This is a genomic window from Pseudoflavonifractor sp. An187 (assembly GCF_002160275.1).
Taxonomy (GTDB): Bacteria; Bacillota; Clostridia; order Oscillospirales; family Oscillospiraceae; genus Enterenecus; species Enterenecus faecium.
Window position 1 is genome coordinate 45,623 of record NZ_NFKG01000007.1, and the last position, 14,450, is coordinate 60,072.

At 55.3% G+C, this 14,450-nt stretch carries 12 protein-coding genes and 1 tRNA gene; 7 read left to right on the plus strand and 6 right to left on the minus strand.

All coding sequences use genetic code 11. The features are described 5' to 3' along the window. Nucleotides 1-44: 44 nt before the first annotated feature. From B5F22_RS05060 to hemW, 3 genes are all read right to left on the minus strand, one after another. Complete coding sequence (locus B5F22_RS05060; protein WP_087391519.1) at nucleotides 45-5,990, minus strand: beta-N-acetylglucosaminidase domain-containing protein; 5,946 nt, start codon at nucleotides 5,988-5,990, stop codon at nucleotides 45-47. 430 nt (nucleotides 5,991-6,420) lie between these two features. Continuing rightward, nucleotides 6,421-6,855 (minus strand): SpoVA/SpoVAEb family sporulation membrane protein, encoded by a 435-nt coding sequence (locus B5F22_RS05065; protein WP_087391521.1) that lies wholly within the window; start codon nucleotides 6,853-6,855, stop codon nucleotides 6,421-6,423. Nucleotides 6,856-6,952: 97 nt separating this feature from the next. Beyond that, a complete protein-coding gene (gene hemW / locus B5F22_RS05070; RefSeq protein WP_087391524.1) occupies nucleotides 6,953-8,176 on the minus strand; it encodes a radical SAM family heme chaperone HemW in 1,224 nt (407 codons plus the stop codon). 170 nt (nucleotides 8,177-8,346) lie between these two features. On the opposite strand from hemW, the gene B5F22_RS05075 reads away from it, so the two are divergent. Then, on the plus strand, nucleotides 8,347-9,075 hold the full coding sequence (locus B5F22_RS05075; RefSeq protein ID WP_087370256.1) for a hemolysin III family protein: 729 nt from the start codon (nucleotides 8,347-8,349) through the stop codon (nucleotides 9,073-9,075). A 308-nt stretch (nucleotides 9,076-9,383) separates the two neighbouring features. On the opposite strand, the gene trmB is transcribed toward B5F22_RS05075, so the two are convergent. Then, nucleotides 9,384-10,553: a tRNA (guanosine(46)-N7)-methyltransferase TrmB gene (gene trmB / locus B5F22_RS05080; RefSeq protein WP_087391526.1), complete on the minus strand. Its 1,170-nt coding sequence runs from the start codon at nucleotides 10,551-10,553 to the stop codon at nucleotides 9,384-9,386. Between the two features lie 104 nt (nucleotides 10,554-10,657). On the opposite strand from trmB, the gene B5F22_RS05085 reads away from it, so the two are divergent. The 3 genes from B5F22_RS05085 (at nucleotide 10,658) to B5F22_RS05095 (ending at nucleotide 11,842) form a co-directional block, all read left to right on the plus strand. After that, nucleotides 10,658-10,733, plus strand: a tRNA-Pro gene (locus B5F22_RS05085). Between the two features lie 109 nt (nucleotides 10,734-10,842). Next, the gene (locus tag B5F22_RS05090) at nucleotides 10,843-11,202 is read left to right on the plus strand and encodes a hypothetical protein (RefSeq protein ID WP_087370254.1); all 360 of its coding nucleotides are present in this window, start codon (nucleotides 10,843-10,845) and stop codon (nucleotides 11,200-11,202) included. 64 nt (nucleotides 11,203-11,266) lie between these two features. After that, complete coding sequence (locus B5F22_RS05095; protein ID WP_087391529.1) at nucleotides 11,267-11,842, plus strand: GNAT family protein; 576 nt, start codon at nucleotides 11,267-11,269, stop codon at nucleotides 11,840-11,842. Nucleotides 11,843-11,964: 122 nt separating this feature from the next. On the opposite strand, the gene B5F22_RS05100 is transcribed toward B5F22_RS05095, so the two are convergent. Then, nucleotides 11,965-13,080: a PD-(D/E)XK nuclease family protein gene (locus tag B5F22_RS05100; RefSeq protein WP_158096626.1), complete on the minus strand. Its 1,116-nt coding sequence runs from the start codon at nucleotides 13,078-13,080 to the stop codon at nucleotides 11,965-11,967. Nucleotides 13,081-13,239: 159 nt separating this feature from the next. On the opposite strand from B5F22_RS05100, the gene B5F22_RS12835 reads away from it, so the two are divergent. Next, a complete protein-coding gene (locus tag B5F22_RS12835; RefSeq protein WP_343223925.1) occupies nucleotides 13,240-13,452 on the plus strand; it encodes a helix-turn-helix transcriptional regulator in 213 nt (70 codons plus the stop codon). Nucleotides 13,453-13,589: 137 nt separating this feature from the next. Further along, nucleotides 13,590-13,760, plus strand: a complete 171-nt coding sequence (locus B5F22_RS12840; protein ID WP_343223927.1) for a hypothetical protein — start codon at nucleotides 13,590-13,592, stop codon at nucleotides 13,758-13,760. A gap of 102 nt (nucleotides 13,761-13,862) precedes the next feature. Here the strand turns inward: B5F22_RS12840 and B5F22_RS05110 are convergent, their stop codons facing one another. Next, nucleotides 13,863-14,084 carry a helix-turn-helix transcriptional regulator gene (locus B5F22_RS05110; protein ID WP_087370250.1) on the minus strand — a complete coding sequence of 74 codons (222 nt, stop codon included), beginning with the start codon at nucleotides 14,082-14,084 and terminating at the stop codon, nucleotides 13,863-13,865. Nucleotides 14,085-14,185: 101 nt separating this feature from the next. Here B5F22_RS05110 and B5F22_RS05115 point away from each other — a divergent pair, with 101 nt between their 5' ends. After that, nucleotides 14,186-14,437: a hypothetical protein gene (locus B5F22_RS05115; protein WP_143482190.1), complete on the plus strand. Its 252-nt coding sequence runs from the start codon at nucleotides 14,186-14,188 to the stop codon at nucleotides 14,435-14,437. The last annotated feature ends 13 nt before the right edge of the window (nucleotides 14,438-14,450 follow it).

Below are 14,450 nucleotides of genomic sequence, written 5' to 3' on the forward strand. Positions count from 1 at the left end.
GCCCTGGGCTTTGCGCCCAGGGCAATTTTTGATGCTAGGGGGAATTAGGCGTTCTTCTTGCGGAAGATAGCCAGCACAGCCAGACCGGCCGCGCACACCACAGCGGTGAACAGGTAGGCAGCCACATTCATGGTATCACCAGTCTGGGGCACCTTGCCGTCATCGGGCTGGGTGGTGGGAGCGGGAGTCTGAGAGGGCTGCTGGGTGGGCATCTCGCCCTCAGCAGTCAGGTTCTCCATGGCGGTGAGCAGGTTCATCACTGCGGTATCCACCTTGGCCTGATCGTCCTCAGTGAGGCTCTCGTCAGCCAGAACGGCCTGAGCGGCAGCCAGAGCGGAGCGGAAGGCGCCCACGCTGGCACCGTTGTAGCCGTTGAGGTCCATGGCCTCGGCCTTGGCAATCAGCTCTTCCAGGATGGACTTGTCAGCCTTGAAGCGCTGGGCCAGGATGGCGTTGAGCAGGTCCTCAGCCACGGGCTGGATGTCCTCGTCCATGGCGTCGCCGTCGTCCATGACCTTCTTGGCGGCATCCAGAGCGTCAACCAGCATCTGCCAGTTGTCAGCCACATACTTGTCCTCGTCGGGCAGCATGCTCTCAGCCTTGGCGATGAGCTGCTCCAGCATGGTCTTGTCGCCCTGGGTGAGACCCAGACCCCAGATGCCTTCCAGCAGAGCGTCCCAAGCGGCGTTGATCTCGTCCTGAGTGGCGTTGGGGTTGTCCAGAACGGTCTTGGCGTTGTCCACAGCGGCCTCAAAGGCGGCCTTGGCGGAGTCGGTGACACCCTCGGTGGACAGGGTCAGAGCGTACTCATAGGTCTTCTGCAGCAGGTCCTTGTTGCCGGGCTGAGCCTCGCCAGCGGGCACCAGAGCGTCCACGGCGGCCTCATAGGCAGCCTTGGCCTCCAGGAACTTCACGGGGTCCACACGCTGGTCGTTGCTGGTAGCGGCCAGATCCTGAGCAACCAGCTCGTCAATGGCCTGCTTGGCAGCGGTGACAGCGGCGTAGCTCTCAGCGGTGTAGTCCTCAGCCACGATGTTCTCGTAGCCAGCCACAGCCAGCTGAGCCAGCTCACGGTTCCGGGTGGAGTACACCAGACCGGCCTGAGCCTCTTCCACAGCGGCCTTCAGCTGGTCGGCCTTCTCCTGGGACAGGTTGCCGGCGTCGGCCAGAGCAGCCTCCAGGTCCTCCATGGCGGAGGAGTAGGTCATGAAGCTAAAGGTGGTGTAGACGTTGTTGTCGTTGGTGACCTTGTTGTCCACCAGACCCTGCAGCTCGTCCACGTTTCTGGCCTTGAGCACAGCATTGTTCACGGCGCTGTTCAGAGAGCCCAGAGCGGAGTCCACCATGGACTGGGTGACGTTGTCGTTTTCATACATGGCCTGAGCCACAGCCTTGGCAGCCTCGTAGGCAGCAACGCTGTCATCGGTCCAGGTGTCGGTGGGCTGAGTGGCATCCAGAGCGGCCTTCAGCTCGTCCTTATTCACCTGACCCACAGCCTGGGTGGAGGTGACGATCTCGGCGATCTCGGGGATGGTGTCGGTCCAAGACACGGTGATGCTCTCCAGAGTCTTGCCGGTGTCCAGCTTGAACTCGTTGATGGCCTGGTTCAGAGTGCCCAGCTCCACAGCAGCGTCCTCGCCCACATACTGAGCGGTGACGGTGGCGTTGGAGATGGCGCCCAGCTGCACCAGACGGATGGAGGTCAGGCCGGTGGGCTCAGAGATGCGGTAGGTGAAGGAGCTGTTGGTAGCGCTGGACTTATAGGTGGTGGTGTAGTCACCGTCCAGAGCGTTGGAGGGGATCATGCCCTTCTGCTCCACGTCAGCGCTGACGATGTCGCGGTTGCTCTCGGGGGAGATGTACTCGCCGCCGTTGATCTGAATCTCGCTGAAGCCCAGCCATCTGTGGCTGTAGGTGCTCAGAGGAGTGACACGGATGTAGCGGCCATCCACGTCCAGACCGGTGGCCTCGGCGTACATGTAGCCGGGGTTCTTGCTGTCGTGATACAGGGTCTTGTCCTGCATGTCCTTGGCCACGGAGTTGTCCCACACGTTCTCGAAGTCGCCGTCGCCGATGACCAGGACCTCGGTCCAGTCCTCGCCGTTGGCGGAAACCTCAAACTTCACGTGACGGGGGTAGTTGAGCTGAGTCTCCACGATGTAGTAGCGCAGAGAGGAGAAGCGGATGGTCTGGCCCAGATCGAAGGTGATGGTCTTGCCAACGTCCTGGGTGCCAGTGATCATGCCCAGAGTGGACAGGTCGCCGTCGAACACGTTCTTCACGGTACCGTTGTTTCTCATATCGGAGGAAGTGTCCTGAATGGCGAAGTTACTCTCCACGGTCTTCTCGCCCACGAACTCGTAGGAAACCACGAACTCGGTGAGGTTGAGCACCACGCCGTCAGCAGAGGAGACAGCGCGCACATAGCGGGCGTCGGTGGCGGACTTGGCGGTGTAAGCGGTCCAGGTCACACCGTTCATAGAGGTCTCCAGAGTCACGCCCTGGGGCAGCTCGGAGGTGGTCACGCCGGTGACAGCCTTGATGTTGCCCAGGTCCACACCCACGTAATCGCCGGTGTTCAGGGTGGCGGTGCCGTTGGTGAGGTCCACCTGGCCCTCGGAGGCGTTGGAGAGGATGTTGGTCTCCACATTGGTGTACAGGTTCTCGGTGGAGCCGGACTGGTTGAGCACCTCAGTGACGGTGAACTCACTGAACTGGCCCCAAGAGCCCTGCTGCACCAGGTTGCGGATGCGGATGTACTGAGCCTGAACGCCGTCCAGGTCGATGTCCAGCACGTCGGTGCCGCTGGCCTTGCCCTCGTAGCGCTCATAGTCAGGCACAGCGGTCCACTCCTGGCCGTCCACGGAGGTCTCGATGGTGTACACCTTCAGCTTGTCGCTGCTGCTGCCGTTGCCCACCACAATGTGAGCGCTGTCCAGCTTGGCAACCTTGCCCAGGTTGTAACCCAGGAAGTCGTCCACCATGAAGTCGTCGCCGGTGGTGTTGCCGGACCCATCGGGATCGTACCAGACGAAGGTGCCGTCGTTGCCGTCGTACAGGTTGGCCTCCTTGCCCTGATAGACAGTCCAGCGCTCGGTGCGGATGATGTTGTACTCAATGGGCTTGCTGGAGGTGTCGGCGGAGAATTCCACGTTGAACTCGCCCACACGCCACCAAATCTTCTTAAAGGCATCGTTCTGCACACGCACAGCGGTGGTGGTGATGTCCTCATCAGAGAAATCGAAGGTCTGAACCTTGTCGCCGTTGACCTCGGCGATGGTCTGCCAGTTGCCCTCATCATCCAGGTACTGGATGGAGCCGTCGGTGATCACGTCGCCGGCAGCGGAGCCGCCCTGAGCGAAGGTGACGCTGGACAGCTTCATGGGCTCAGTGAGGGTGTACTGGATGTAGGAGCCGGCGGGCAGGCCGTCCTTGTCGGTGCCGCTGGCCACAGACAGCCACACCTCGCTGGCGCTGGCGCCGCCGTTAGCACCATCGTTGAGCACGTCCCAAGCGGTGCCGTTCATCCGATCCCGGTTGGTGGAATAGGTACCCTCAGTGACCTCAGGCTCGCTGTCCTGAGCGTTGATCTGGAACTCTCTGAGATCCAACCAGCAAGCACCGCTGTTGGCCTGAGTGGTGATCAGGCGCACGCCCATAGCCTGGAAATCCTGGGGCAGTGCATCCTCATCCAGGGAGATTTCGAAGGGCTGATTTCTCGGCACATCGAATTGATTCTCTCCCTCACGCAGCTCAATATCAACCCACTCTTTTCCATCGGTGGTATACTGGAGTTTGGAGTGCTCAAAGTGATCGGCCTGACCCTGCATGGTGATGCGGATGTTGTTCACATCGATGACCTTGTTATACAGCAGTCCCACATACTCGCCCTCAGCAATGGCATTGGGAGTTTTAAACGTCATGCCGGTACTGTCGCTTCCATCAAAGATATTAGCAACGTCACCAGTGGGGGTGTCGGTACGGTTGGTGATGAAGTTGGCAATCACCTTGCTGGGATCCATGGCGGTCTCCGCAGACTGAGAGACATAGTTGGCCAGGGTCTTGATGAAGGGCACAATGTGCTGCACGCCCACCTCGGCGTACTCATTGTGGTCCAGATACCAGAAGGGGTGGTTCTTGGAGCTGTCAAAAGCGGTCTTACCCTCGGAGTTATACTTGAGGATGTTGCTGGTGTCGCCCGCCAGCACAGCCTTCACACCGTTGAGGTAGGCGATGGCAGCAGCGGTGGTATCGTCCCAACAATCCAGCCAGTACACGATCTGGTCCTTCACATCGGTGTTGCCAGCCTTGGCCCGGTAGGTCTTGGCGGCCTCCTGGAGCAGCTCAAACTCGGCCATCACAGTGTCCACATCGTCCACGGTGACGGTACCGGCAGTCAGCTTCTCCTTGAAGGAGTTGAGAATGGGCTTGAGTTCCACAGACTCCTGCAGCACGCGCACACGGCTGTCCATGTTCTGGTTGATCATGTGCTTGGACAGCTCACGCAGAGCATTGGAGGCGTCATTGGGAATGACAGTGTTGTGGTCCACGCAGGCAAAGGAAGCGTCCCAAGCCTTGTCAGCCTCCTCCTGAGTCTCCCAGATGTTCCAGGAATAGCAGGCATTGCCGAAAATGGCCACCTTACTGGGCTCAGACTGCTGCATGGGGTTGAGTACGATGCCCTGGATGTTATCCGGGTCGACACCGATCTGGAGGAAGTCAGAGTAACCACCCATGATCAGGTGCTTCTTGGAGTTGTCGGTGCAGGGCCAGTTGATCCACATGTAGGGACCGCGGCCCACGGTGTTGGTGAAGGAAGAGGTGAAGTTATCGGTAACCTCGCCCCAGACCTTACCACCGGTCATGACGATCTGCACGTTCTCGGGGAACTGGGCATAGTAGGACTGGCCCCAGCCCATGTACTCCTGGGTGCAGAAAGGCAGGGTGGTCTTCAGATCGGGATAGGTCTTCTGCATCTCCACCAGCCAATCGCTCATGTCGGTGAGGAAGCGGACATAGTTGTCGTTGCCCACGTGAGCGGCGTCGTCGGCCAGAATGGCGATCTGACGCACACCGGCCTCGATGACCTGGGCAAACTTGGCCTGAACGGCAGCCAGGTCAGCCTGGTAGTTCTCCTCGGTGTTGAAGCGCACCGCATTGTACATAAAGGGGTGCAGCGCAAACACAAAGCGGCACTTGGAGGCGTTGCCTGCCTCAGCCAGAGGCTTGATTTTCGTCTCCAGTTCCTCCTGGGTGTAGAGAGAACGCCACTGAGCATTGTGCTTGGGGTCGTCCTTGGGCGCATAGAAATAGGAGTTGAGCTTGTAGTAGCCGCCCCAAGTCATCAGGTTTTCACGGTCCTCGGTGCTCCAGGGGTTTCCGTAGTAACCCTCGATGAAGCCACGGCTGGCCACGTCGGCCCAGTCCTCCATGTGGAACTCCTGGATGGTGTAGCTGTCCATCTGGGTGAACACGTGGTACAGGCTGGTCAGGCCGTAGAACGCAGCGTCGGTGTCCCGGCCCAGCACGGTGATCACGCCGTTCTGGTTGTCCAGGACATAGGAATCCAGCTCGTCAAACAGCCCGTCGGTGGTCACCTCCAGGTTCTCCTTGGCGTAGCTGTCCACGTAGCCGCCGGAGCCGTTGATACCCACCAGAATGTTGGTCTTACCGTTGACCATCTCGTCCGAGGTGGTGTAGGTGATGTCCCCCTTCAGGTCCAGCACCTCGTCCAGGCGGTCCTTGGTGTACTGGTCGATGCCGTCCTCGAACACCACGTTGACTTCATTTTTAACAATGTAGTCTCCACCTGTATAGGTCATCACATGGGGATTGGGGTAAATCTCATACCCGGTACTCCCCGTGTCCTCGGCCTGGGCCTGGAAGGGGGTCATTGCCACACAACCCGCGCCCATGACCGCGGCCAAGGCGGCCGCAGTGAGTCTGCGTCCCATATGGGCCTGACTCGCTTGTCTTGTTTGCCGTCTCATTTCGCTTCCTCCTTATCTTATTTTGGACGCTGGAGCTTCCCACAAAAAACAAAAAAAGCCAGACCGCCAGGAGCAACTACTACATGGTCTTCATAGTCTTCTGGTCAATCCGGTTTTGCCCTTGCGGTAACAATCCATTCTATCCAATTATGAGTGAATCTTACCATATTAAGTTAGACAAAGTAAACAGTGTGTTTCGAAATTTTTAAATTTTTTACAGCTCTCTTTTCTTTCCCAATTTAACTTGCAGAAGTAATGGGTGCAATTTCATATTTTTGCGGAAATTCGTGTATTTATTCAGTAAAAAAATAAATTTCATTTGGTTCCATATTAAAAACTTTTGTGTCCGATTCGTCATTTTGCACAACACAAATAAAAATCGCCGTGGGGAAGCACGTGTCTTTCCCACGGCGGCGGCAGGGCAATTTTCTCACCGGAGCAGCTGAGAGATGCACCCGTATATCACACTGGAAAACACCCCATAGGCCAGCACGGGCCCGGCCACGGTGAACAGCTTGGCCCCGGTTCCAGTGATGCGCCCCTCGCTTTGAAACTCCAGGGCCGGGGACACCATAGCGTTGGAAAATCCCGTGATGGGCACCAGGGTTCCGGCCCCCGCTTTCCGGGCGATGTCGTCAAACACGCCCAGACCTGTGAGCAGGGCGGCCACGAACACCAGGGTCAGAGACACCAGCGGCAGGGCGTTCTCCCCCGCTCCCCAACGTTCATATAAGGTACTCAGCCCCTGGCCCAACGCACAGATGCCGCCCCCCACGCAAAAGGCCCACACCAGATTTTTGGCGGTGGGGGAGGATTTGGCCATGGCCATCACATACTTTTGATATTCCTCATTGCTCATGTTCATGGGTTCTCACCTCACAGAGAGTATACCCATTTTTTATGAATTCATCATAGCAGTGGGGCAGAAAGCGGCATTCGGCGCTCCCTGCCCCATGGATTTCTCAGGATTCTTTTGATTCTTTGTTCTCTTTCTGAGCCTCTCGGTTGCGGCGCACCCGCTCCAGCATCCCACCCAGGGAGGCATTTTCCTGCAGTTCCAACAGCTGCCCAATGAGCTGATTGGATAAGAGGAAGCCCTCTGGGGTAAACTGCCATCGGCGTCCCCGGCGGCGGGCCCAGCCGCGCTGCTCAAACTCCGCCAGCTTGGCGGCGATGGGCTCGAAGTTCATCATATACTCCCGCCGGTACTCCCACTCCTCAATGCCGTGGACGGTGCGCATGCGGAGCATCAGGTATTCGCTGCCCCGCTCGCGCCGGGTGATCTGCTCCGACTCATCCACCACCGCGTCCCCCTGGAGCATATGGTCAATGTACTGGTCCAGGTCGGAGAGGAAGGAATACCGCCGCCCGCCGAAATCCGAGTGGGCCGCAGCGCCCAGCCCCATATAGGGGTGCCCCATCCAGTATTTCATATTGTGCCGGGACTGATAGCCCCGCTTGGCAAAGTTGGAGATCTCATACTGTTCGTACCCGGCCTCGGCCAGGCGCTTCACCGTCCACAGGTACAGGGCCGCCTGTTGGTCCTCGTCGGGCAGCTGCTCGCCTCGAGCCACACGCTGGGCCAGAGGAGTCCCCTCCTCCACCGTCAGCCCGTAGCAAGACAGGTGCTCTGGGTTGAGAATCAGCGCCTTTTCCACCGTCTTGTGCCAGCTCTCCTCGGTCTGCCCCGGCAGGCCGTAAATCAAATCCAGGTTCAGGTTGGTAATTTTGGCCCGGCGCACCGCCGTCACCGCGTCCACCACCTGGCGATAGGTGTGGGGACGGTGCACGGCCTGCAGCTCCTGGTCACAGCCGGACTGCATCCCCATGGAAATGCGGTTCACACCCGCTCGGCGCAGGTGGCGCAGCATCTTCTCATCCACGCTGTCCGGGTTGGCCTCGATGGTGATTTCCACATCCTTGGACAGGGTGAAGCGGCGTTTGATGGTGTGCAGCAGCTCCGCCAAGCGCTTTTCTCCGTACCAGGTGGGGGTGCCCCCTCCGATGTAGATGCTGTTGACGGAAAAACTGCGGGCCGCCTCCGCACTCTCCACAATGTGGCGCAGGAGCGCTTTTTGGTAGTCGTCCATCCGGTCTTCCCGCCCTGCCAGCGAGTAAAAATCACAGTAATCACACTTGCTGCGGCAAAATGGAATGTGTAAATACAGTCCCAGGCACTCTCCCATACGCTCTCCTCCTGCGGGTGTTCATCTAATTTTATGATTATAGCACACACCAGGTATAGATTCAATGTCACTTCTTTCAATCTAGTTTTTATTATTATATTTAGTCATATTGACCTTGATATCACAAAGCGAATATGTTATAATGAGCTCTCAGAAAGGATGGTGTCACTATGGAAGACGCACTCACACCTGACCCCTTTGACGCCCTGCCCCGTCCCCGGAGACGTCCCCAGGAGCATGGCCGCACGCCCTTCGACGGACTGCGCCCCTGGTCGGCCATCACCCACGGAATTGGTGCGGCGCTGGCCATCCTGGGCACGGTTCTGCTGCTGGTAAAGGCAGTGATCACCGGTGCTGACGCCTGGAAATTGGTCTCGTTCTCCATTTATGGAGCGTCCATGATCGGACTATATACCGCCTCCACCCTCTACCACTCGGTGCACACCACCGCCGCCAAGCGCATTGCGCTGCGGAAGTACGACCACGCCTCCATCTACTTCCTCATTGCGGGCACCTACACCCCGGTGTGTCTCACCGCCCTGCGGGGGCCCTGGGGCTGGTCCATGTTCGGCATCATCTGGGTCCTGGCCATTGCTGGGCTGGTGATGACCTTGGCCTGGATCAACTGCCCCCGTTGGCTCACCTCCACCATCTACATTGCCATGGGCTGGCTGGCATTGGTGGCCATCTATCCCCTCTACCTCACCTTGGGAATGTCCGGCGTGCTGTGGCTGCTGTCCGGCGGCATTCTCTACACCATTGGCGGCGTGCTCTACGCCCTGAAGTGGCCCGCCCGGGACAATCCCCGGTTTGGCTGTCACGAGATTTTCCACGTGTTCATTGTGCTGGGCTCCGTGGCCCACTTCATGATGATCTATCACGTGTTGCTCCCCCTCTAAGATGCAAGAAACTGGTCTTTCCCTCAAGAAAGACCAGTTTCTTGTTTGCGTGTCGAAGTAATTCGACACGCTTCTCAAAAATGCCAGCATTTTTTCGAGGGGATGCAGCCCGCTGCATGCATAATCGGGTCAAAGGACGACCCGATTCCACACTGGCGGGCTGAGAAGTGTTTTTTCCGATGCGCATGTCCCCGGAAAAAACGGATTTCGATTTATTTTCCCGCCCCCGGGCGGGAAAACTCTGCCGAGGGCTTTTAGACCATGCAAGATGATTGTTCCTTCTTGCGTTGCTATGTGGGTTCTTGGCTTTATTCGTGTTCGGCCAGCTGTTCCATAATCCAAACGGCGCTGCCTCCCCGGACCTCGCCGTCCCGCAGGTCCTGGAAGCCCATGGCCAGCCAAAAGTCGTGGCCCTTGGTGTTGCCTTTCAGGCAGCCCAGGCGGATGCTGTCCATTCCGGCGTCGGCAGCTGCTCCGGGCAGAGCCTGGGCCACAGCCCGTCCCACGCCCTGGCGATGCAGGTTGGCGTCCACCATAAAGAAGCCCACCCACAGGGTACGCTCCCGGGGATATCCCTCCACCAGGTCCAGAATTCCCACCAACTTGCCCTCCTGCCACAGGCCCAAATCATGCTTTTGCTCCTGGATGCACCGGGGCGGCAGGGTGGCCATATCCTCCCGGATGCTGTGGATGGTGGGCTGGCCCTGGTTCTGAATCTCATAATAGGCGGCGTTCCCCTCCATCAGGGCCAGAACGGCGGGCAGGTCTTCCTCCTCCCACCGGCGAATCTCAAACTGAGGCAGGCGCTGGCTCAGGGCATCCACCACCGGCATATCAGGCAGGGCCACCTTGGTGCCCACACAGCGGTTGATGGGGGTGCCCAGGTTGTGGAACTTCTCCTCGTAGTCGGTCATCACACCGCAAATGCCGTGCTCGTGGAGATTGCGGGTGACCTGAGACAGCTCAAACCCGGCCTTGGGGAACTGGAACAGGGACCACTCAAACAGGTCCCGGTTGTCCGACTTGAAGTGGATCTCGCCCCCGTCCCGCAGCACCTGGCGATACCCACGCAGGAAATTCTCGTGGGTGAGACGGCGGCGGGAGTGCTTCACGGAGGGCCAGGGATCACAGAAGTTGATGTACAGCAGGTCCACCTCGTCGGGGGCGAAGTAATCGCTGAGGCAGGCGGCATCACCGTCAATAAAAAAGACGTTGTGCAGCCCCTTCTCCCGGCACCGCTCCATGGCGATCACCATGGCGTCGGGCACCCGCTCCACCGCCACATACAGGTCCTGGGGGTTGGCCGCCGCTGTCTCGGCGGTGAATCGTCCCTTGCCGCAGCCCAGCTCCAGACGCACCCCCTGGGCCTGGGGCATCAGCTCCCGCCACTTGCCCCGCTGGGCAGCGGGATTTTTAATCCACAAATCGGCACAGTTCTCCATGCGCCGGTCCAAGTTCTTCTTTTTCCGCATTCTCATTGGCTTCACCTCGTACCATTCAAAGAAAGTCGAGAAAATCATATCATAAACTCTTGCCAAGGGCAAGGAAATCCGCTATAATATAAGCCTGTAAGCGAAAATATCCGGGTGTAGCGCAGTTGGTAGCGCGCCTGCTTTGGGAGCAGGATGTCGGGAGTTCGAGTCTCTCCACTCGGACCAAAAATCCGCCAAGATCTTTTGATTTTGGCGGATTTTTTAACTTTACAGCATTATATGCTCAGAATAACCGCACAATAGGGAGAGACACGATATTCAGGAGGACGGGCGCATGAAATTTAAGGGCTTGCCTTACTATTGGGGCGCAATTGCGACCACGAAATGTATCCAAGCGATCCTGTTTATGTTTCTGCCGGGGAAAACCGGAGACAAGGTGAAGCTGGACACCTGCACCGGATGGGTCAGGCATATGGGGCGCTTTTATGAAAACAGGACTTACACATTTACATTGGATGTCCAACTGGCCAAAGGCGAGGCGGAAGTCCTTCTGTTGGATCAGAAAAAGCAGCCGCTTTTGAAACTCAACAGGCAAAATCCCTCCCAGTCGATTCATCTGGATGGTGAAACCAGCCGATACTATCTGCAATGGAAGTTTCAGCACACTTCCGGAAAATGCGAATTGCACTGGTGAAAACATCGGCCTGTGGATACAGGTACCGCCGTACCACAGTTTCATTTGATGGAGGTAGTAAAGTATGGTGATCGAGACAAAACGGCTGATTCTGCGCCCGTTTTTAGAGAGCGATGCAGCTGATGTCTATGAATATCTGAGAGCGCCTGCAGTCAACTGCTTCGCCAGCATGAAGTTACACTCTCTGGATGAGGCGCAGGCAGAAGTGAAAAAGCGCCTGGGCGAGACGGAGTACTACTTCGCCATTACTCTGAAGGACAGCGGCAAGGTCATTGGGGAGATCGACGCCTACCCGGAGGCGGGCGAGCCCCACGCAGACCAGGACGCCCCACGGGACACCTTCAGCCCCTGCTGGATGCTCAACGAGGCCTACCAGGGCAAGGGCTACGCCTTTGAGGCGGCATACGCTTTCTTTGACTACCTCTTCTCCCAAAAGAATGCAAGGCGCATTTACGCCTACACAGAGGACTACAACCTTTCCAGCCAGCATCTGTGTGAAAAACTGGGCATGCGTCGGGAGGGCGTGTTCCTGGAATTCATCTCCTTTGTAAACAATCCAGACGGCACCCCCAAATACGAAAACACCATGCAGTACGCCATTCTGAAAAAGGAGTGGGACCGGCGGCGGTGGAATCAATAACATAGGGTACAAAATACCTTCCATTGAAAATCCGTTATTTTCAATGGAAGGTATTTTCTGTCTATCACCACTGCTGTAAACCACCACGGATTGATGATACAGCAAGTCCACAGTCCCCCTCTTCAGCAGACCACTGCCCCAGATAGATCTATCTCATCAAGATATTCTCCTAATTCAATAGAATCATAGTTCAAAATCTGAAGGTTTGCTTTTTTTAGTGCATACGTTTTTTTCAAGCCATTCGGACATAGATATCTCCAATAGTAGTCGTTATCACCACTCCAACATCCCCGATTCTCAGTTTTAATACGTTCAGCTACTATGTACAAATTGGTGTCCACACAAATCCAAGCAACTGTTTTCCCCTGTTTTTTCACAACAAATATACTGTGACCGTCCTTTACTCTTCTGTCATCGTCTACCAACTCGTATTCGGAGGTATCAAACCGCAATGCGTGTCGCAAGTACGCTCTTCTAATATTCTCCCACAGTTGCTCATTTTCATTTGCACTTAGGATGGCAACTACCGCCTTTATCGCATCATTTGATAGAAATCCATCGTCTTTCCCCAGTTTCAGAATGTCAATCAGCTCATTGAAAATACGGTTTTCTTTATACATGCTTTTAATCACCTCTCTAAACTCTTCTAATGTCGTACGGATTCGCTGATTTTCCACCACCCCCAACACTTCGTCGAGCCATGCTGCGATATCATCTCGGAATGACAGTATCTGAATCTGATCCAGCGACAGCCCATTGCAGCTATATGGAGATGGCTCTCGTCCATCGGGAGTTAAATAACAAATTTTATCTATATGACTTTGATTCTCTTTTTCAAAGTGGAAATAATAATCACGCAACTGATTCTTTTGGTCTCCCGCCCAAATTTTCACCTCAATAGGGAGGACAAAGTTCTTAACATATATGACTAGATCAATTCTGCGATTTTCATCAATCACTTCCTCCAAAACAACTCTAGCAGATCGAAGTTCCTCACTGGAAAATGCCCTGTCATATCCTATTTGCCTGAGGAAAATGGCCAACGGCTTTTCACCTAAACAATGCCTACCGCTCGGATCCAGCAAATCTCCCAACAAGCGACAAATCAGCACCTCTTTGTCCTGAATCTTCAGAACCTCGAAGATATTATATGACTGATTTTCCGTTTCCACTGACTTTGCAACATCGATTGCATCACAAATAGCACTAAACAACTTCTGGTAAAAAATTTTCTCCATAAATATTTCACACATCCCATCTCTGATACACTCAAAATTTGTCTAATTCAGCCCCTGTTTCCGTTTATTTCTATTATATCTCTATCCAACTTCTACGCCAAGATTTTTATCAGCAGGGCTTCTCTGCAAAGATCATATCTCACGCACGAGCAGAAAAAGATGACGCAGGCAGAACTTGCAGACAAGATCGATGTCAGTAGCAAGACCATTTCCAAGTGGGAGACCGCAAAAGGGCTTCCGGATATCTCGCTCCTCGAGCCGCTTTCCGCCGCCCTCGGTGTCTCTGTCATGGAACTGATGAAGGGCGATGCGGTTAAATCCGGCAATCTGCTTGGCTCCAAGCTGTATGTCTGTCCCATCTGTGGCAATTGATTCATACCCTGGGAGATACCGTCATTAGCTGCTGCGGTGTGTCTCTTCCGGCCTTGGAGCCTGAAGCGTTGGACGAACTCCACGAGATCCAGATTGAACCGGCAGAAGAGGAGCATTTCATCACGGTCCACCATCCCATGACAAAATCCCACTACATTTCCTTTTTGACCTATGTGACATCCGAAAAGCTTCAAATAGTAAAGCTGTATCCAGAAGGAAATGCAACATGCAGATTTCGATTTCAAGGGCGAGGATATCTATACTGTTACTGCAATCGCCACGGACTAATGATGAAGCAAGTACGATAATTTGGCGTGACGACTTTCGAAGTTTGAAATCCCATATTTTAATCAAAAAGCCGCCTGTTCAGGCGGTTTTTTGCGTTTTATCAAGTTTGTATTCGGGATTATTCATTTTGCATCATACGGCTTACTGTTGTTGGTTCGCCCGAGGATATAATCCGTGGACACCTTATAGTAGTCTGCCAATTTCAGAAGATGAATCACCGGAATCGTCTGAAATCCACGCTCATAGCGGGAATACACCGTCTGGCTAATCCCTAAAATTTCGGCCACATCCTCCTGCCGCAAATCCCTGTCCTCCCGCAAATCTCTCAGTCGTTGAAATAACATACCGCCCACCGCCTTTAGTACTAATTGATACTATTGACGATACCGCAAATTTTCATTACAATGTTGTTTGTAGAACTTATAAGTACTACGGCGGTGGTTACATGGAACTGTATCAGGAAATCCTTTGTCATGTGTTGGCAAACGAAAAAATCCAGGTCTCCTTTCCGGAACTCATCCATACAGACGTAACAGAGATTGTGGAGCTGGAATGTTATAAGGCCCTGGGCAAAATTAAAGCCATCCTGGAGGATAACACATTGGCAGACAGCGAATGCTTTCAGCAAATCGAGGAGATTGTCTGTGCCTTTGAGGCACTGGGTTCCAACGGCGGCAGCCGGCATGATTTCGGATGACCCCACGGACGAG